General features: G+C 46.5%; 14 protein-coding genes. 6 read left to right on the top strand and 8 right to left on the bottom strand.

The features are described 5' to 3' along the window. Nucleotides 1-82: 82 nt before the first annotated feature. Entirely contained in the window at nt 83-586 is a 504-nt protein-coding gene (locus ACPXXB_RS08455) for a HugZ family protein (RefSeq protein WP_423906543.1), read from the bottom strand. 118 nt (nt 587-704) lie between these two features. Beyond that, complete coding sequence (locus ACPXXB_RS08450) at nt 705-5,528, bottom strand: NAD-glutamate dehydrogenase (protein WP_423906540.1); 4,824 nt, start codon at nt 5,526-5,528, stop codon at nt 705-707. A 274-nt stretch (nt 5,529-5,802) separates the two neighbouring features. On the opposite strand from ACPXXB_RS08450, the gene ACPXXB_RS08445 reads away from it, so the two are divergent. After that, on the top strand, nt 5,803-6,612 hold the full coding sequence (locus ACPXXB_RS08445) for a 3'-5' exonuclease (RefSeq protein WP_423906537.1): 810 nt from the start codon (nt 5,803-5,805) through the stop codon (nt 6,610-6,612). A gap of 82 nt (nt 6,613-6,694) precedes the next feature. On the opposite strand, the gene ACPXXB_RS08440 is transcribed toward ACPXXB_RS08445, so the two are convergent. Next, nucleotides 6,695-8,815, bottom strand: a complete 2,121-nt coding sequence (locus tag ACPXXB_RS08440; protein WP_423906534.1) for an Rne/Rng family ribonuclease — start codon at nt 8,813-8,815, stop codon at nt 6,695-6,697. 1,045 nt (nt 8,816-9,860) lie between these two features. Between ACPXXB_RS08440 and ACPXXB_RS08435 the strand changes: the two genes are divergently transcribed. The 3 genes from ACPXXB_RS08435 to ACPXXB_RS08425 all read left to right on the top strand — a co-directional run bounded on the left by ACPXXB_RS08435 (nt 9,861) and on the right by ACPXXB_RS08425 (nt 12,222). Next, nucleotides 9,861-10,220 (top strand): hypothetical protein, encoded by a 360-nt coding sequence (locus ACPXXB_RS08435; protein ID WP_423906533.1) that lies wholly within the window; start codon nt 9,861-9,863, stop codon nt 10,218-10,220. A 375-nt stretch (nt 10,221-10,595) separates the two neighbouring features. Further along, on the top strand, nt 10,596-11,933 hold the full coding sequence (locus tag ACPXXB_RS08430) for a tetratricopeptide repeat protein (protein ID WP_423906530.1): 1,338 nt from the start codon (nt 10,596-10,598) through the stop codon (nt 11,931-11,933). 136 nt (nt 11,934-12,069) lie between these two features. Continuing rightward, nucleotides 12,070-12,222, top strand: coding sequence for a hypothetical protein (locus tag ACPXXB_RS08425; protein WP_423906527.1), 153 nt, complete (start codon nt 12,070-12,072; stop codon nt 12,220-12,222). Nucleotides 12,223-12,371: 149 nt separating this feature from the next. Here the strand turns inward: ACPXXB_RS08425 and ACPXXB_RS08420 are convergent, their stop codons facing one another. Beyond that, on the bottom strand, nt 12,372-12,698 hold the full coding sequence (locus ACPXXB_RS08420) for a hypothetical protein (RefSeq protein ID WP_423906525.1): 327 nt from the start codon (nt 12,696-12,698) through the stop codon (nt 12,372-12,374). A 107-nt stretch (nt 12,699-12,805) separates the two neighbouring features. Here ACPXXB_RS08420 and ACPXXB_RS08415 point away from each other — a divergent pair, with 107 nt between their 5' ends. Both ACPXXB_RS08415 and ACPXXB_RS08410 read left to right on the top strand, forming a co-directional pair. Further along, nucleotides 12,806-13,045, top strand: a complete 240-nt coding sequence (locus tag ACPXXB_RS08415) for a hypothetical protein (RefSeq protein WP_423906522.1) — start codon at nt 12,806-12,808, stop codon at nt 13,043-13,045. 68 nt (nt 13,046-13,113) lie between these two features. Next, complete coding sequence (locus ACPXXB_RS08410) at nt 13,114-13,374, top strand: hypothetical protein (protein ID WP_423906519.1); 261 nt, start codon at nt 13,114-13,116, stop codon at nt 13,372-13,374. Here ACPXXB_RS08410 and ACPXXB_RS08405 read toward each other — a convergent pair. From ACPXXB_RS08405 to ACPXXB_RS08390, 4 genes are all read right to left on the bottom strand, one after another. Further along, nucleotides 13,371-14,354 (bottom strand): ATP-grasp domain-containing protein, encoded by a 984-nt coding sequence (locus ACPXXB_RS08405; protein WP_423906517.1) that lies wholly within the window; start codon nt 14,352-14,354, stop codon nt 13,371-13,373. The two genes, ACPXXB_RS08410 and ACPXXB_RS08405, sit on opposite strands and share 4 nt — an antisense overlap. Nucleotides 14,355-14,482: 128 nt before the next feature. Further along, complete coding sequence (locus ACPXXB_RS08400) at nt 14,483-15,703, bottom strand: DNA recombination protein RmuC (protein ID WP_423906514.1); 1,221 nt, start codon at nt 15,701-15,703, stop codon at nt 14,483-14,485. A gap of 140 nt (nt 15,704-15,843) precedes the next feature. Continuing rightward, nucleotides 15,844-16,506, bottom strand: a complete 663-nt coding sequence (locus ACPXXB_RS08395; protein ID WP_423906511.1) for an SOS response-associated peptidase — start codon at nt 16,504-16,506, stop codon at nt 15,844-15,846. Between the two features lie 75 nt (nt 16,507-16,581). Next, nucleotides 16,582-17,511 carry a polysaccharide deacetylase family protein gene (locus tag ACPXXB_RS08390; RefSeq protein ID WP_423906509.1) on the bottom strand — a complete coding sequence of 310 codons (930 nt, stop codon included), beginning with the start codon at nt 17,509-17,511 and terminating at the stop codon, nt 16,582-16,584. Nucleotides 17,512-17,553: the final 42 nt, after the last annotated feature.

Here is a 17,553-nt window from a genome sequence, read left to right as displayed (position 1 = left end):
ACTAAAAATTGATAGATTGATACTACTGATGACCCCGAATGAACACAAGCTGGCATCAAGGCGAGAATCGATATTCAGTAGATTATCGGGCCACTGGTTTTGCTTGTGTGAGCTGGGAATCAATCTCATAGGCCTGACCAAACCCCTTAATGTAACGCCCTGACTGAGGCGTTAGTTTAAATAATTTAAAATCGGCAAGGCTGGAAAGAGTGGTGATGACTGCTCCGTGTATTTCCTTTAATTTCCCGAATGCTTCATCGAACTCGCTAACCCCTGGTGGAACTTCATCGGCAATACATTGAAAACTCAGGCGAGCACGCGCGTATATTTGGAGAGTATTTTTTTCGTCCTCAATAATAAGGATACTTGCAATACTGTTATCGAAGTTGGCGTTATCCAGGTTGGATGTATGTGCGGCCAGGGTGCTGACAAAAATATAAAAAATACCGGGATTACTACGATAAAACGGTGCGTAGCTAGCCAGAGGCTGGCCGTTTTGAGTTACCGTTGCTAGCTCAAGGGATCGTTTACTGCCAATAAATTTCCGGGCTTCATCGGCAATTTCTAAAAGCAGTTGTTGGGTCATTCCTGGAATTTATCGCGTTGCGCACCAGAATCCAATACATTCATTCATGGATAAATATAAGCGCTCTTCGACAATGTTTGCAAACCGTTTGATTTTGTCGCCAGTGCAATAAACAACTTTATTTCAAACGACTTAACTCACTTACCAATACCGAGAGCATAGCAAAATCGGGGCTAACTTCCTCTTTCAGGCGGATTGTCATTTGCTCCAGATTGTCAATTAACTGGCTATTATTATGTGCCCAGGCATCCAATCTATTGCTGGCAGAGGCTTTAGCTTTTGAAGAAATGATATTGGCAGTAATATCGGTTTGGTGGCTCCTCAAATCGCTGGCCAGACTAAACTTTGATCTTTCATGCCAATTATTCTTTACTTGCAGGTTGGATATTTGATGCTGCAACCATTCGAGTCCAAGCATATGTTCGACACCAAAATACACTTCGGCAACCAGAGCCACCGATTGCTTGGAATTCAGGGCGATATTTATAATATCCAGCGCATTCACAATCGCCATCCTTGCGCTGATGTTCCGGGCCAGGGATTTGGGCAGTCCGCTTTGTTTGAGGCTGCTAAAATATTGCTGGCTCTGGTGGTTCAGGGCGAGATTGGAGGTTTTCTCAAAATCTCGCCCAAAGTTTATGAGCAACTGCTGGTAGTCCGTGGAAAACCGTTTTACCGTGGCGCGGATGTTAATAGGTTGACTGGAATGTCTTATCAGCCACAGGATCGCAGATTCCAGAGTTTTGGTTATATCGGTCAGACAGCGCATCTGTAAACAGGCATCTATCTTGTTGTCCTGCAACTGAATTTTTTTAATTACGGTATTGCTTTGCAGAATATCCCTGGCCGCAATGTATGCAGCGGTAATGGTTTCTACCGAATTGCCAGTTAGTTCCGCCAGGCGCAGATGGAAAGTTGTGCCCATGGTGCCGACAAGATTATTGGTAATCTGGGTTGATATGATTTCTCTTTTTAGTCGGTGTTTATGAATTTGCTTCAGGTACTTTCCGGTAATCAGGCCAGGAAAATAATTTTCTATTTCTTCCTTAAGGTAGTTGTTATCAGGCAGTCCGGAGTCGAGTAATTGCTGATAAAGGTCCATCTTGCTGTAGGACAGAAGCACAGCTAATTCTGGGCGGGTCAAATATTTCCCGGTTTCAAACCGATCGCTAAGCTCAGCACGATCTGAAAGGTATTCCAGTTCCCGGTTCAGCAATCCCTTTTCTTCTAGTTGTGAAATCGCACGGGATTGTTGCGGCATTAACTCGGAACTGTATGCCGTTTCAATGCTCAGTATCTGGGTTTGCAGGTAATTGTTGGCAAGAACCAGATGCCCTATTTCCTGTTCCATCTTTGCCAGCACGGCATTTCGGCTGTTCAGTGAGAGACGTCCTGCCTGCATTTCAGCATTGAGGAGAATCTTTATATTCACTTCATGATCAGACGTGTCCACGCCGGCTGAATTATCGATGGCATCGGTATAGCATAATCCGCCTTTTTGGGAAAATTCAATTCGAGACCTTTGGGTCATGCCCAGATTTCCGCCTTCGCCAATAACCTTGCATCTTAATTCAGAAGCGCTTACTCGCAGACTATCATTATTCCGATCCTGCGCATCCTGATGGGACTCGGACGATGATTTAACATATGTGCCGATACCGCCATTCCAAAGCAGTTCAACTTCAGATTTTAATATTACATTAATTAAATCATTCGGTGCATAGCGGCCCTGCTTTACGCCAAGAACTTTTCTAACTTGTGGCGAAAGTGTGATTGACTTCGCCTCTCGAGAATAAATGCCGCCGCCTTTGGAAATCAGTTTCGGGTTATAGTCAGTCCATGAAGAGCGGGGCAGGTCGAATATTCGTTTCCGCTCTTTATAGCTAACCGCAATATCTGGATCGGGGTCGAGGAATATGTGCTTGTGGTTGAATGCCGCGACAAGTTGGATTTGATCGGAAAGCAACATGCCATTGCCAAATACGTCGCCCGCCAGGTCGCCGATGCCTGCGACCGTAAACGGCTCGGATTGAATGTCCTTGCCCAGTTCCCTGAAGTGGCGCTTTACTGATTCCCAAGCCCCGCGAGCAGTAATCCCCATCTTCTTGTGGTCATAACCGGCGGAACCGCCGGAGGCAAACGCATCGCCCAGCCAAAACCCATAATTTTCTGAAATTTCGTTTGCAATATCCGAAAATGTTGCGGTGCCTTTGTCAGCGGCAACAACAAGGTAAGGATCATCTTCATCCATCCTGACAACATTTTGTGGAGGAATAATCTTGCTGCCTGACAAATTATCCGTGACATCCAGAAGGCCGCTAATAAATACTCTGTAGCAGGCGATGACTTCCTTGAGTATTTCATCCGGCCCGCTAACCGGCAGTTGTTTGGCTACAAAACCGCCTTTTGAACCGACTGGCACAATCACGGCGTTTTTTACCCGTTGCGCCTTGACTAATCCCAGAACTTCGGTACGGAAATCTTCGGGTCGTTCCGACCAACGCAATCCACCCCGGGCGACCAGCCCGCCCCTGAGATGAACGCCTTCAATGCGCGGTGAATACACGAATATTTCAAATCGGGGGATGGGTTCCGGTATTCTGGGTATCGAGCGTGAATCCAGTTTAAAGGAAATGTATGATTTGGGTGAGTTGTCTTGACTGGGTTGAAAATAATTAGTTCTTAGCGTTGCCGCTATGACATCAAGAAGGGCGCGTATTATTCGCTCTTCATCCAGGGTGCCGACTTCGTTGAGCAGTCGCTTTATATTCAGATTATTTTTCCGAACGCCGGTGTTTTTCTTGCGTGGATCAAATCGGGCCGCAAATAGATTGGATATGGCGACAACCAGTTCAGGATTCTTTGTTATCGCCTCAATGATGTAATTTTCGCTGTAGCGCAGCCGGATTTGCTTCAGGTAACGGAAGTAGGCTCGAAAAAGATTGATACGTCGCCAGCTAATACCGGCCAGCAGGGTGAGTTCATTAAAACCATCATTTTCAATTGCACCGTTCCAGCATTGAATGAACGTAACCTCAAAATTTCGTGCGCTAATTTCAAAGTCAAACTTTTTTCTGTCCTGACGGACAATCTCGAATTCCAATATGCGGTATAGGCTGCCTTTTGTGGTTTTTATTTTATAAGGTCGTCCACCGAGAATACGCGCGCCCATATTCTCGAGGATCGGAATCGCATCCGACAGCGCCATTTTATTGACGCAATACAGCTTAAAACTGGCGTATGCTCCTTGGTCGACGCCCGGTCTTTTTGAGAGCGTTAAGGACGCATGAATCTCGCCTGCCTCCAAATTCCGAAAAACTTGAAGGTCTGATACCGCATTGTCAATCGTGAAATCTTGTTGATATGCGGCCGAAAAGCCATCACGAAAATTTTCCAGGATTTCACTTGCTGCCTCTCGCTCAAATTGTAATTTCAGTTTTTCATAAAGGTTGTCATTCCAATCTCGGGCTATTTCCTGTACTGAAATTTCAAGCGCGATTGGATCAACCGAAATTGCCGACTCGGGGTTTGTGTGGATGGTGTAATGAATTCGGGTCAAGATAGAAGAGGAGAAATAAACGTCGAATTCAATTTCCTCCGCGTTAAGTTGTTTGCCCAGGAAGTCCTGGATTCTGGTTCGTAACTGACTGTTAAATAGATCCTTTGTCACATAAACCAGACAAGAATAGTAGTGACCGCATATATTTCTATGCAGGTGCAATCGAGTTTTACGCCTTTCCTGATTTAATAGTGTCATACACAATGAATACAAACTTTTTATATCCATTTGGAATATTTTTTCCCTGGGTAATGTTTCCAGTATTGTTCTTAATTCTTTATAGGCATAACCGCCTTTGCGCAGCGTGCTTGATTCCAAAACGTGAGCCGTTTTAGTACGCAAATGGGGAATGTCGGAGGTCGGCAACGCGGTGGTTGATCCGGCCAGAAATCCGAGGAAACAACTTACTTTCTTTTTTGAGCCTTTATTTTTCAAGTTATTTTCCGGGCCACTTTCAAATCCATGGTCAAATAAAATGCAATCCATATAATTGGGTTGATGGATATTAGCCCGTTGACGTGTCTTGGTGAAAACGATGGGTGATGTTTTCGTAAATACAATGTTTGGCAGGATACCCATAACGGATTTAGCATCGTTTGTGTGAGCTGTTTTTAAGGTACCCAGCAACGACGATTTGTTGAGTTTGACTGATGGATTGGCCGCCGAGCCCGATACCTCAAGTTCGCAGTACCCCAGGAAGGCGAAATGATCCTGGGTCATCCATCTGAATAATTCACCATATTCAACAAATGCGGGTCCTTGTTTCATTGAATCGACGATTTCAGCATGTTTCAAGACCTGCTGACTCATGGGTTGCCAGTCAGTTACAACGCCATTGATTTCAGCAATCACATTTTTGAACACGATTGCGATTGCCTGGTGTTCTTTTTCAGGGGTGTAGTCGATTACAAATTGAATGTGCGATTCAATAAAAGTATTTTCATTCAACGGTTGACTTGTTGGACGAAATTTTTGGTACGCGGTGGCTTTGTGATTTTTGTCTCGGGTTACCTCAAACAACGGGTGCAGTGTTTGTAGGGGCGTTTTTCGTAACCCGTTTAATTTCATTAACAATGAATTTATGACGAATGGTTGGTCATCCAAAATTATGTTAATGATGGTTTTTTCTTGAGTGTCGTGCGACTGTCCAGACGGAAAAAAATTATATAGTGCGACTATGGTTTCTCCGGGTTTTCTTCTGATACCCAGCTTGCGATGTTTTAACGCGGCGTTTCTGAATTCCAGAGACCGGTGAACTTCGAAATCCTGTCTCGACAGTCGGTGATAATAGGCTCGAATAAAATCAATTTCTGCGGCTGATTGTTTAGATGCTGCCTTTCGTTTAAGATTGGAAATAAGCAGTTCAGTAACCGTATTTTTCATTTTTCAAAAATGGGTTGGCATTGATTTTTATGGCCAGTATTTTAACACGTATCAAGATAAATAACCGGCTAAATTATAAATGAAACGCCGATTCAGCGTTTCATCGGCATATCCTTAATTGATATTGTCGCAATGTTCAAATTGCTGCTCAAAATCACAGATCCAACTTGCTTGCCAAATCCAGCACCGACATGATAAATAATAATTTGCAGTTGAAATCCACGGGTTGCAACCCTTGTGTTTTCGTGGTCATCGATAGTGCGCTGTTGTGCAAATGAACATACTGGTATTCGACATTGAGACAATTCCTGATACCCGGTCCGGCGGCCGCTTGTATGAGTTAGCAGAGCTATCCGACGATGACATTGCAAAAGCCATGGTTGCAAAACAGGTGCAAAAAACCGGAGACTCTGATTTTCTTCCGCTGCACCTGCACAAAATTGTCGCGATTTCCGCCGTGCTTCGAACCGGAGATGCCCTTAAAGTTTGGTCGTTAGGAACAGCTGACTCGCCGGAGAGCGATCTGATTACGCGGTTTTATGATGGCATCGATCGATATTCCCCAACCTTGGTGAGTTGGAATGGCGGCGGGTTTGACTTGCCGGTGTTGCACTATCGATCATTGCTCAATAATGTTGTCGCAAAACGTTACTGGGACAATGGCGATGGTGAGCGGGAGTTTAGATTCAACAATTATTTAAGCCGCTACCACTGGCGTCATGTGGATTTAATGGACGTTTTGGCGGGTTTCAATTTACGCGCCGCGGCGCCATTAAATCAAATTGCCATTATGCTCGGATTTCCGGGCAAGCTGGGCATGAGCGGGGCAACAGTTTGGTCGACTTACCAGGCAGGAGGCATTGAAGAGATTCGACAATATTGCGAAACCGATGCGTTAAACACCTATCTGGTTTATTTAAAATGGGAGCTAATCCGAGGAAAGTTTAGCAAGGGTCAGTATGATCAGGAATGCGAAAAAGTGCGCGCACTACTGAAATCATCGAATCAAACTCATTTCAATGAATTTCTTACTGCCTGGAACAATGCCTCTTCTGCGTTATCCTCGGCTCAATCCAAATGCTAAAGTTTCAATAACCAAAGTTTCAATTTTATTGAATCTCAGCCGGTTGCTAAAATCGGCGGCAAACCTCAGTCAGGATTAGACCTTATCTGTTTCCAATATCGTCTGGAATATTTTCATCGGGTGCAGTTGGAATGAGGCGTGATCTCTGCGGGTTCGTGTTTTGATTATTACGCTTGTCCTGTGAATATCCTTGCGACCTCGGTTTGTTTGATGCGGCTGAGTGCCTGCGTTGATTTGGCTTATTTTGTTGAGATCGACCAGAATCAGCAGATTTATTATCTCGCCCGGGATTTAGTTGCTGTCGGCTTTGATTTTTCTGGCCGATATCTTCGCCCTGATTTTTTTTCTGGCTCTGGTTTTGGCTTCTGTTTTGCTGATGGCTGCCCCGGCCTCGCCCTTTGGCAGGTTGAGTGCCGGATCGGTTATATGTCTTTCTCCTTGGCCGGTCGGATGGTTTCTTTATTTCTTCAGATGCTGATGCCTTGGTTGAATCGTTACGTCTAAAAACCGCGGCGCCAATGCGGCGTAAAAATCCGGTTTTTTCGACGTTTGTGGCCGGGTGCATCGCCGATTTGGGAGTAGGGGGCGCACGATGGGCAATCTCGCCAAGTTTAACCAATGCAATCTCGGGTTTGTTTGCGATTGGTTTTGAAAATGCACTGGGTTCAGGATTTTCAATTTTAATTTTCTGCTTATAGCTGGCGACCCCGCCCAACTCATCAAGTTCATCGCTGCGTAGCCGTTTAATTTGAAAGTGTGGACTGGACAGTTCATCCGAAGGAATAATGATTATTCGGGAAACCAGTTTTGACTCGAGTTGGCTTAGTTCATATCGTTTTTCATTCAAAAGATAAGTAGCCATGTCCAGCGGCAGAATGACTTGTATTGCTTCGGTATTTTCTTTCAGGGCCTGGTCTTCAATTATTCGTAACAGATTCAATGAAGATGACACTACGTTACGGATCGTCCCCATACCCTCGCAACGCGGGCATGTTCTGTAGTTGGCTTCGCTTATAGATGACCTCAATCGTTGTCGAGACATTTCCAGCAATCCAAAACGAGATATGTGACCTACTTGGACACGCGCCCGATCAGTTTGCAACGCCTGTTTTAACCGGGCTTCTACGGTTCGTTGATTGCGATTAATCGTCATATCAATTAAATCAATGACAATTAAACCGCCCATGTCACGTACCTTGAGTTGGCGCGCTATCTCATCGACCGCTTCCAGGTTGGTTTGTAAGGCGGTTTCTTCAATGTCGCCGCCTTTTGTTGCGCGGGCAGAGTTAACATCAATGGAAATCAGCGCTTCTGTGTGATCAATCGCAATCGACCCGCCCGCAGGCAAACTAACTTCACGGTTGAAAGCCGCTTCTATCTGGCTTTCAATCTGGTAACGCGAAAATAAGGGTATGTTATCCTTATAAAGTTTTAGCTTGAATAAATTTTGGGGCATAACCTGGTTGATGAAACGCTTTGCACGTTCATACACTTCTTCATCGTCGACAATGATTTCAGTAATATCTTCTGAAAGATGATCACGAATCGATCGAACGATAAGATTGCTTTCCTGATAAATCAGGAACGGTGCTTTGGGTCCGATTGAAGATTGTTCAATGGTTTCCCAAAGTTTTAGCAGAAAATCCAGGTCCCATTGAAGTTCGCTCTGATTCCGGCCGATACCTTCCGTTCGTGCGATTAACGAATGTTGGGGATCAATTTTTAAATTAGATAAAATATCTCTCAATCCGGTACGTTCATCTCCTGTGACCCTCCGTGAAATGCCACCTCCTTTTGGATTATTCGGCATTAACACCAGGAAGCGTCCTGCGAGGCTGACAAAAGTGGTCAAAGCGGCACCTTTAGTGCTACGCTCATCTTTATCTACCTGAACGATCATCTCCTGACCTTCCTTGATTACCGAATCAATTCTGACCTGGGCAATGGGTGTCTTTGATTCATATTGCCTAAAGTAACCCCTGTATATTTCCTTAAGGGGCAGGAAACCCTGCTTTTCGGAGCCGTAATCTACAAAACATGCTTCAAGACTTGGTTCAACTTTCGTCACTACGCCTTTATAAACATTTCCTTTTTTCTCAGTTCTTATCGCTGATTCCAGATCTAAATCGATGAGCCTCTGCCCATCAACGATTGCAACCCTCAGCTCTTCAGCATGGGTTGCATTAAATAACATTCTTTTCATTATTTGTTCCATCTGCCTGGTTAGTGGGCTTAAAACAGGACAAGTCCCACAGAAATCACATGGCAGTATTTAGTGTCCATCCTCTAAATGGACAGATTAAATCTAAACTAGGGGCGCTCTGACAGAATAAAAAACGAGAAGGGGCAGGAAAGGGTAGAAACCAGATGATTTGCTTAAAGAAGCAACGCATTGCGTTATTATTATTGCGTTATGTATGACTGAATCCGCAACTTAAAGTCTGTTCAGTGTTCAAATTCGTATTATCTTGTTATATTTAAACAAGAGATGACTTCAATCTCTAAATTTTCTCGGTTACAAAACTGATAACTTGTTTACTGCTAGATTCTATTTTGCCTAAACCATCAAGCTAATTTGCTGGTCCCATTCGGAACCAGAGCCGAGCCAGAAAAGTGATTTGCGTAACGCGTCAGGCAATTTGCTATTTGGAAAATTAAATAGCATAAATATAAAATCTGAACCATTAACACCTAACTATTATCTGGCTATTTCTGATTACTTCGTACCCCAGAGCATAAACCATCAACAGTTGCTGGTTTTTACCTCTCGCGGCACATTTCCAAGGCATTTTTCTATCCACCTGTTCAATTCTACGTATCTCTTTTTCAATATTCTCAAGGTCTGTTTGGGCGCCACCGCCCAAAAACTGCGATCATTTTTTTAATCGCGGTTAAAATTTTTCAAAAGGTCCTTCGGATTAACCGATTCTATCACCGTATCTTACAGGCTATCCTGAAGATAGTCTGCTCATATTGACGAAGACTTCGGCGTTTCGGCTACGCTGACAAATTCAGCGGCATGGCAACGGATTGACCGCCGATGCACTTTTTATCCAAAGCGACTGCGCGACTATATCAACCTTAGGGACCGAATGCAACATGTTGCATATGTTCACCACAAATGAGACAAAATCAGGCGGTTTGGGTAAGTTGTTGATAATACCCCATCGGCGTTTCCAAACGCACCAAGAGCCTGTCCAGCATGGATGTGAACCAAGCGACACGGCCTTGACCGACTGAAGTCCGCCATGCAACAAAATAAACCAAGGATCATCAAGCACAAAGCTGGCGAACCGGGCTCTATAGACTGCCATTGCCTGAGCCAAGACCTCATCACCTTTGGCGGTGTACGCGCATCGCTTGGGCTGAGCGGCAGAAGAGATCAAGCACCTCACGGTCATGTTCAGCGCCTTGGAGCGGTTCAATCCGCTCAACCACAAACCAACGGCAAGGCAGCGCGTTTCTGGAGAACCTTGAACGAAGATCTGATAGCAGGCGTGCCCTTGACGCGCTGGACTAATTCAAGGACGAATTGGAGCAGTCTCTCGTCTATGACAACGAGGCCCGACCGCACTACGGCATCAATGCGAGAACACCCAAACAAATGAATGAGTCTTGTCATCGAATTAGTGAACATCTACAGCAATGACGGAGGTGGTGGGGATTATACTTTTCCATGAGTTGCCGCAGGGGAGAACCCGTGTGTTCGCCCTTGTTGTGTGTTCAGTCTCATTGGTATCCGAGCTCGGACAGTGAACGTGTTTAAGAAATTCTTCTGAAATTTATCAATCAATACGGATGCTAACAGTGGAACAGGGCGGAGCATATTAAATAAAGTGTCAGGTATATCCTGTTGTGGGTGTCGGCGCGGTTGAACAAGTGTCACAATTCAGTAAAGTGCCAACGGGTATATATTGTGCTGCTTTCCAAAGCCGCTTTATTTGCGGTATGATAATCAGGAGATGCACTAACAGGTGGTCATTATGTCAGTAAATAGCCAACACGATGCCCGAGAAGTTCCGGTTTCAGCTTGCGAACCACAAAGCCTTGAGGATTTTGAAACTGCGCTGGTTCGGTTTCACAGTTACTTTGGCGACCCCGTTGAAACCTTGGAAGCGACACTAAACAACGACCCTGAATTTGTCCTCGGACATATCTTCGTCGCCAGTGCCATGCTGATTATGGGTGAGCGGCAGTATATTTCGGCGATCAGGAATAGCATTGAGCGTGCGGAAGCGCTCTCCACTAAATCCAATGAACGGGAAAAAATGCTCGTTCATGCTGCTCGTCAGTGGATGGAGGGGCGTTGGGATCGAGCATGCGAAACCTGGGACAGGGTGCTGACAGACCATCCGCGCGATGCCATGGCTCTTCAACTTGCTCATTTAACCGATTTTTTCCGGGGTGATGCGCTCAATTTACGCGATCGGGTAGGGCGCACGTTGACACACTGGCACCGGGATATTCCCGGATATTCCTATATTCAAGGCATGTACGCTTTTGGATTGGAAGAATGCAATCAGCATAAAATAGCCGAAGAGACAGGTTACTATGCACTTTCAATTGAACCACGCGACGGCTGGGCGGTTCATGCGATTGCCCATGTTCTGGAGATGCAGGGGCGATATGACGAGGGCATAACCATGTATACCGAACGGGTCAATGACTGGGCGCCCGGCAATGGCTTTGCGTTCCATAACTGGTGGCACCTCGCCCTGTACTATATGGAAAGGGATGATTTTAACGGTGCCTTGGGATTATATGATAGTCGGATTCTTCCAGAGCCCTGTGATTTATCATCACAGCTTCTCGATGCTTCTGCATTATTATGGCGGTTAATGTTGCAGGGGGTGGATACCGGGTCGCGCTGGAACGAACTAGCCGATATGTGGGCGCGTAAAACTGAATTGGAAAACGGTTACTACGCCTTTAATGACTTTCATGCCCTGATCGCGTTTGTTGGCGCGGGAAGATTATCTAATGCCAGGGAAATTCTGGCGGCAGTTGAAAATACTGCTGAACATTCAACCAGGCTTAATGCCATGATGTCGCGGGATGTGGGAATCCCTGCTTGTCGAGCAATGTTGGCATTCGGAGAAAAACGGTATGATGAGACGGTATCCTGCCTGGTTAATTTACGACCCATCGCCAATCGCTTTGGGGGCAGTCACGCCCAGCGCGATATACTCTCCCAGACCCTCTTGGACGCCGCGATCAGGGATGGCCAACTGGCTCTCGCTTCAAATTTATTGAGCGAGCGAAAGTGTAATAAGCCAATGACTCCGTTGAGCAAACTTTATGAAGCCAGGATATATCATTAATACTGTTTCAACAATTGTGCTGTATAAGCTCAGATACATTTGGCGCTCCGATGCAGAAGGAGAGTTATGCAACATCAGCACATCGGATACCGAACAAAGGCTTTGCCGCATAGCTTGTTTAGGGCAGCTTTGGGAGATGACTTCCAAACATGCTCAAGAACGCCTCAAAATCCTCGGTTTCTTCGCGGATCATGGCGTAGCCGCGACAAATGGTGCCTTCGATGTCAGTCGCAGAACGCTTTATCGCTGGAAACAGTGCGCTAAGCCGGCGAAGACCGCGCAGCCCTGACTGCCAAATCCTGCGCCCCCAAGCGCCAGCGACAGCCACAGCACCGATGCGGGTTAGGGAAATCCGTCAACTGAGCGAGCAATTCCTCAACCTCGGCAAAGCCAAACTGCGGGTCTTGCTGCGACCTTGGTGGGCAGCAAGACATCGCGCTACCCAGTGTCTCCACCATCGGCCGCCACAAACTCATCCCCCGCAAGCCCAAAGGCGGCAAACATCCACCGCTGGAAGTGATCGCCTGCGATGCCGTGGTGCGCCTGCGCGATGGACTGCGCGATGGCCTGAGCCGCTGCCTGTTCACCTTCATCGACCCCCACTCCCGCTTTGCCATCGACATCAAAGCCGCCAGCCAGTCCAGCCGCCAAGCGACCATCGCCCTTGACGCGCTGTGCCAACTGCTGCCAAAACCGCCGCGCTTCAGGATCGAAGACAACGGCTCGGAGTTCATATGACGCTGCCAGCAACGCCTCAATGCCCACGGCATGACCCCACTGGCAGCCTTATCCCCGCTCGCCCACCATTTCGCCGGGAGCGAAATGGCGCCTAGTCCGCGAAGCGGATTCGTTTCAGGGATGATACGAACAAAATGAACCCCTGCGCCGAGCACTTCAACCGCACCATCCAGGAGCAGTTCGTCGATTATCACGAGGATCAACTATTCCATGACCTGGCCAGCTTTAACCGCAAACTGGCCAACTGGCTACTCGACTGCAACACCGTCCTGCATCATCATAGCCTCGGCTTGCAATCTCCTGCAACTTCCTCATCCACAATCAACCAGAGTGCCGAAGAGGGTGGACTTATACATGTGCTTTTATTATTCTAAATAATCTGGTAGTCTTGGAGTGATTTATGATAAAACTGGCTAAAGATTTTGAAAATCAGGAGCAAAACATGAACTTAGCAAACGTGGCTAATAAGGCCGTTGCAGATGCGAGTAAAGCGCTTAACGTATCGTTGACCGAAAGCGAACTTGAAAAAGTCGCCGAGATTATTGCCAAAGCCATGGAAAACGCCGTGCATGAAGCCAGTAATCAACATTCCGCAGTCTGCGTTGATTGTCTTGCTCACGATCAAGATTTGGCGCACAAGATGCAGAAAAAAATTGAACTCAAGAAAATAGCGCTGATCGCTAATTTATCAAGTTTTCGTTAATCCACAAGTTTTGTTAATCCAATCGGCATCGCATCTTGTGCGGTCCCCAAGGACTCCAGAATAAAGTCAATGTAGCGGTTTTCAGGCGAAAACCCCAGAAGCGCTTCCCCATTACTGACAAAGTTCGAATAGGGATTGAAGTCATAGAAACAGGGTGCATCGGTATTTGGATCGATAAGGTATTCAACCCCGCCAAGATCGGCGCCACAATGGCGGACAATTTTAATGACCTCAGCAACGATGGATTCACTCGGACTAAATGCTTCAATCCGGTCGCGACCATGCACACAGAAATTAAACGTGTCGTCGCCATTTTCTGATGGCGAGGCCGTGACGCATCGGTCCGCCGCGCAATAGTTAAATATCCTTTCGTTGATCGGCTGCCTGATGCTGTAAAACAACTGGTCGCCAAGCACCTCTACGCGATATACATAACCATCGGATTCGATGTATTGCTGCACCAGCCCACTGCGATCAACGCCCAGATCAAGTGCACCAAAGCGGATTGTTTCTGCAAGCTCTGCCCGCGTGTTATAGCGTGCAATGCCACTGCCTGAGCCACCGATATTCGGCTTAATGATCACTGGGTAGCCGATACTGTCGGCAACGGCCAGCGCATCTGCGGGTCGATAAATCGCGACCGCCCGGGGATGGGCCATCCCTAACGCAGAAAAAATGCCATTTTGCATCGCTTTCGAGGCGCCAATAAAATGCGCCCGGGCGCCATTGATTACGCGCACACCGGCCAGCTCCAGCCAGTTCAGATAGTGCAAAGTTTGAAACACAATCTGTGGCTCCCGCTCTGCGGAAGGCATTACATTGATACGGTTAATGGCTGCGTCAAAGGGCTTGTCGGTAGCGTCCGCGTCGAAACTGAGTTCGGCAATGTTACGCAAGGTCAGCGCCACCCCTCGATGATCAAATGCGGCTATCAGAGTATCAGACCAAGTCGGGTGTTCATACAAGAATGCGATTTTCATTTAAGGCATCATGCAAAAATTACGAAACGCGCGGCGGTTGTTTATGAGCAGGACAAAATGCTTGAGAGATGAAATGACCAGCATAAAATGCGCTAGCCGCGGAGATGAGCAATGCAGACTAACAACGATTATTCCAACAATTCCGGCGTATCACCAGAAATCTCATCAGCACCCGCAAGCGAAACATTTTTAATCCTGTCCAACGGTTTTTCCAGGGCGCGGGTGCGGGTGTTCACCAAGTCATCGAAATCGCCGCTCAAGCCTTTTATGCGGCGGCCGAGTTTATCCATTTGCTCGACATATTTTTTCCACTGGTTGCGAAATTGGTCCACCAGAGCCATCACCTCCGAGGCGCGCTCGTTCATGGTGAAATTGCGCGCCGCCTGATGAATCAGCGACAGCACCGCGTAGAGCGTCAGGGGAGAGCAGAGCAGAACGTGATTTTGCAAGGCATAGTCCACCAAGTCGGTGTCTTCGCGGTTGATGAATCCATAAATGGATTCGTTGGGAATAAACAGCATCACATAATCCAGCGTGCCTTCGGCGGGGTTGATGTACTCGTGCCCGCAAACCGATTTGATATGATTTTTCACATCCCGCAGAAACGCGGTTTTTTCCTGCGCTTGCGCCTCTTCGCTGTCGGCGGCGAGATAATTTTCGTAATGCGCCAGCGGAAATTTCACATCCATATTCAATCTTTTTTCCTGCGGCAAAATAAAAGTAAAGTCGGGGCGTTGGCCAGACTCGACCTGGCTTTGCTTGGTGTAATTGACATTTTCCATCAGCCCGACAAACTGCAGAATATCCACCACCATACGCTCGCCCCATTGCCCGCGTTTTTGCGACGAGGATAAAATCTCGCGTAAGCGGGCGGTGTTCTCGCTGAGCGCTTCGGTGGTTTTTTGGCTGGTGTCGATGCTGGATTTTAATTCCGTGGATTGCTTGCCAATGAATTCCAGTTTTTCATTCATTCCCGACAGACTTTTGTCGATCAGTTTTTTCTTCTCGTCCAGATCTTTTTCAGAATTTTCCTTGAGCGATTTGAACTGTTGATTTGCCTGCTTGAGGAAGGTTTCGGAATTGGTATTGGCGATGTCGGCGGCCATTGCCTTGAAGGAATTTTCCATCTCCTTGCGAATTTCATGCAGACGTTTCTTTTCCTGCTCGAATTGATTTTGCTGATTCTTCAAAGTCGTTCGGGAAATAACTTCCGCCTCCCGCGCCGATTGCAAATCAGCCTCCAGCCGGGAGATTTTTTCAGAACTACCGGCAGAGGATTTGGAACGTACCCACCAGCCGATGCCGATGCCGAGGACAAGACTGGTGATGGTGATAATCGCTTCCAACATGAAGGCCGCCTGTGAATTGGATGAGGAGCGCGAATTGTAGCCACAGCGCACAACGAAAACAACGGTTGGCGTTTATCGATTGTGCGTGTTCAATTTAGTGTGAATGAGATTGACGCTCAAAAGATTTTCAGAATACTTGATTACAAATTCACGTCTCTGGAAATCAATTCCTCTCCTTCGCTGGTTGAGCGATTGACCGTTTTACTGACCAGATAAATATCCAGACGGTCGGTATGCTGTTGTTTGACGATCAGGTTAAATCGGTTGATGCCATCCTTTAGCCAGGCCTCGGCTTGCCTTAACTCCAGGGTCACTGGCATTCGAGCATGCACTTCAGTTAATTGGCCCACGGCAGGTTGGGTGATGATGGTGCATGAGTAAAGTTCAAGATCGTCGCCGCGCCAGTAGTCCCACAATCCGGCCATGACCAGAGGCTCGGAATTTTTGGTGCGAATAAAATAAGGCTGTTTGCTGCCCTTTTCTCCTTTCCATTCGTAATAACCTAATGCTGGAATCAAGCAGGTTTGGGATTTTCCCCAGGCCGTTCTAAAGGCGGGTTTTTCCGCCACGGTTTCTGAGCGGGCATTAAACGTGGCGAATTTCGGGGCCGGTTCCTTTGACCAACTTGGCACCAATCCCCAGCGCATACTCATTCCTTTGTGTTGGTCTCTGTGGTCGATAAAAACCGGCACAGTTTGGGTTGGGGCGATGTTATATCCCAGGACGATGTCATCAGGCCAGTCGCCCAGGATTTTCTCCCAGTCACCCAAGTCTCGAATATAGTTGGCGTAGCGTCCACACATTTCAATCAGGCATCTCTTTGTATTTCAAGGAGAGTATAACCATTCCATCGCGCAGTGCCTTGCGGTTATTTTGCCCTACATATGATACGCATGAGTCAACTCTCCAATTATGTCGTCAGAGCGAGGCATAAAGCGTTCTAAAATTTGTATTTTATTAGTCGAAGATTGACCGGGCTGTATTCTTTGTCTGCTCATCAACAAAGATTGGTAGTCCAAGGCTTTGACTAATTCATATGTTGATGAATTTATATCTTTGTCGCCTCCAAAAGGGGCGGAAAAACACTCACAAAAGGTCAGCCCGGAAATGTCCCGTAAACACTGATGGGATCGCTCGATTTCCTGTGCCTGCTGTGGGTTGGTCAACGATGAGAGTACATAATGGTTTTGGCTATGGTTGCCGTAACTAATTAGCGGGTGATGGGTTAACAGATCCGGTATCTGGATATAGGGGCTATTACCATAAAGATCGCCACAAAGATTATTTCGAGGGCTTTTCAGAAAATTATCAAGGAAATCATCCAGGGCTTGGTCAAGCAACGCGCTGTTATTTTGAGGATGTTTGCTATAGCGATAAAATCGTCCCGATTTATTGTGAAATGTAAATTCACTGGAAAATTCTTGTTCCATCTGGTGGTGAATCAAATATCGAATTTTGTCTCTCCAGTTGCAGCGTTTTGAAAACGTTATCGGGTTTAGAAAAAGTGTAGCGGGATAACCAAAAGATTCGAGAACAGGCAAAGCGTTTTTAATCACATTCCTATAGCCATCATCAAATGTAATTGCCGCCAGACCGCGTTTCGACTTAGCCCGCGAAAACTCCCACAGTGATACAAATTTAAAAAACCTGGATAAAACCTCGATATGTGTTTGCAGCGTTATCGGCGGGACATTATGAATAGTATTTAATAAGGCCTCAGGAATTTCCTGGTCGATAAAGTGATACAACAAAATCAAACCGTTACTCTGAGCGATTAACTTGATTTGTTGATCTAACTTAGCAGGCATTTGTCCAATTACTAGAAAGGTGGTTTGAAAGCATACATTATG

The sequence above is a fragment of the Candidatus Spongiihabitans sp. genome, from assembly GCF_965237845.1.
GTDB lineage: Bacteria > Pseudomonadota > Gammaproteobacteria > Arenicellales > Poriferihabitantaceae > Spongiihabitans.
This window is presented reverse-complemented; position numbering and strand designations above follow the sequence as displayed.

Bases quoted from the DNA above. Each gene is read 5' to 3' on its own strand.
- ACPXXB_RS08425 (WP_423906527.1), top strand. From the start codon at position 12,070: ATGACTTCCAAACATGCTCAAGAACGCCTCAAAATCCTCGGTTTCTTC.
- ACPXXB_RS08430 (WP_423906530.1), top strand. From the start codon at position 10,596: ATGTCAGTAAATAGCCAACACGATGCCCGAGAAGTTCCGGTTTCAGCT.
- ACPXXB_RS08440 (WP_423906534.1), bottom strand. From the start codon at position 8,815: ATGAAAAGAATGTTATTTAATGCAACCCATGCTGAAGAGCTGAGGGTT.
- ACPXXB_RS08415 (WP_423906522.1), top strand. From the start codon at position 12,806: ATGAACCCCTGCGCCGAGCACTTCAACCGCACCATCCAGGAGCAGTTC.
- ACPXXB_RS08450 (WP_423906540.1), bottom strand. From the start codon at position 5,528: ATGAAAAATACGGTTACTGAACTGCTTATTTCCAATCTTAAACGAAAG.
- ACPXXB_RS08445 (WP_423906537.1), top strand. From the start codon at position 5,803: ATGAACATACTGGTATTCGACATTGAGACAATTCCTGATACCCGGTCC.
- ACPXXB_RS08410 (WP_423906519.1), top strand. From the start codon at position 13,114: ATGAACTTAGCAAACGTGGCTAATAAGGCCGTTGCAGATGCGAGTAAA.
- ACPXXB_RS08435 (WP_423906533.1), top strand. From the start codon at position 9,861: ATGCAACAAAATAAACCAAGGATCATCAAGCACAAAGCTGGCGAACCG.
- ACPXXB_RS08405 (WP_423906517.1), bottom strand. From the start codon at position 14,354: ATGAAAATCGCATTCTTGTATGAACACCCGACTTGGTCTGATACTCTG.
- ACPXXB_RS08400 (WP_423906514.1), bottom strand. From the start codon at position 15,703: ATGTTGGAAGCGATTATCACCATCACCAGTCTTGTCCTCGGCATCGGC.
- ACPXXB_RS08455 (WP_423906543.1), bottom strand. From the start codon at position 586: ATGACCCAACAACTGCTTTTAGAAATTGCCGATGAAGCCCGGAAATTT.
- ACPXXB_RS08395 (WP_423906511.1), bottom strand. From the start codon at position 16,506: ATGTGTGGACGCTACGCCAACTATATTCGAGACTTGGGTGACTGGGAG.
- ACPXXB_RS08390 (WP_423906509.1), bottom strand. From the start codon at position 17,511: ATGCCTGCTAAGTTAGATCAACAAATCAAGTTAATCGCTCAGAGTAAC.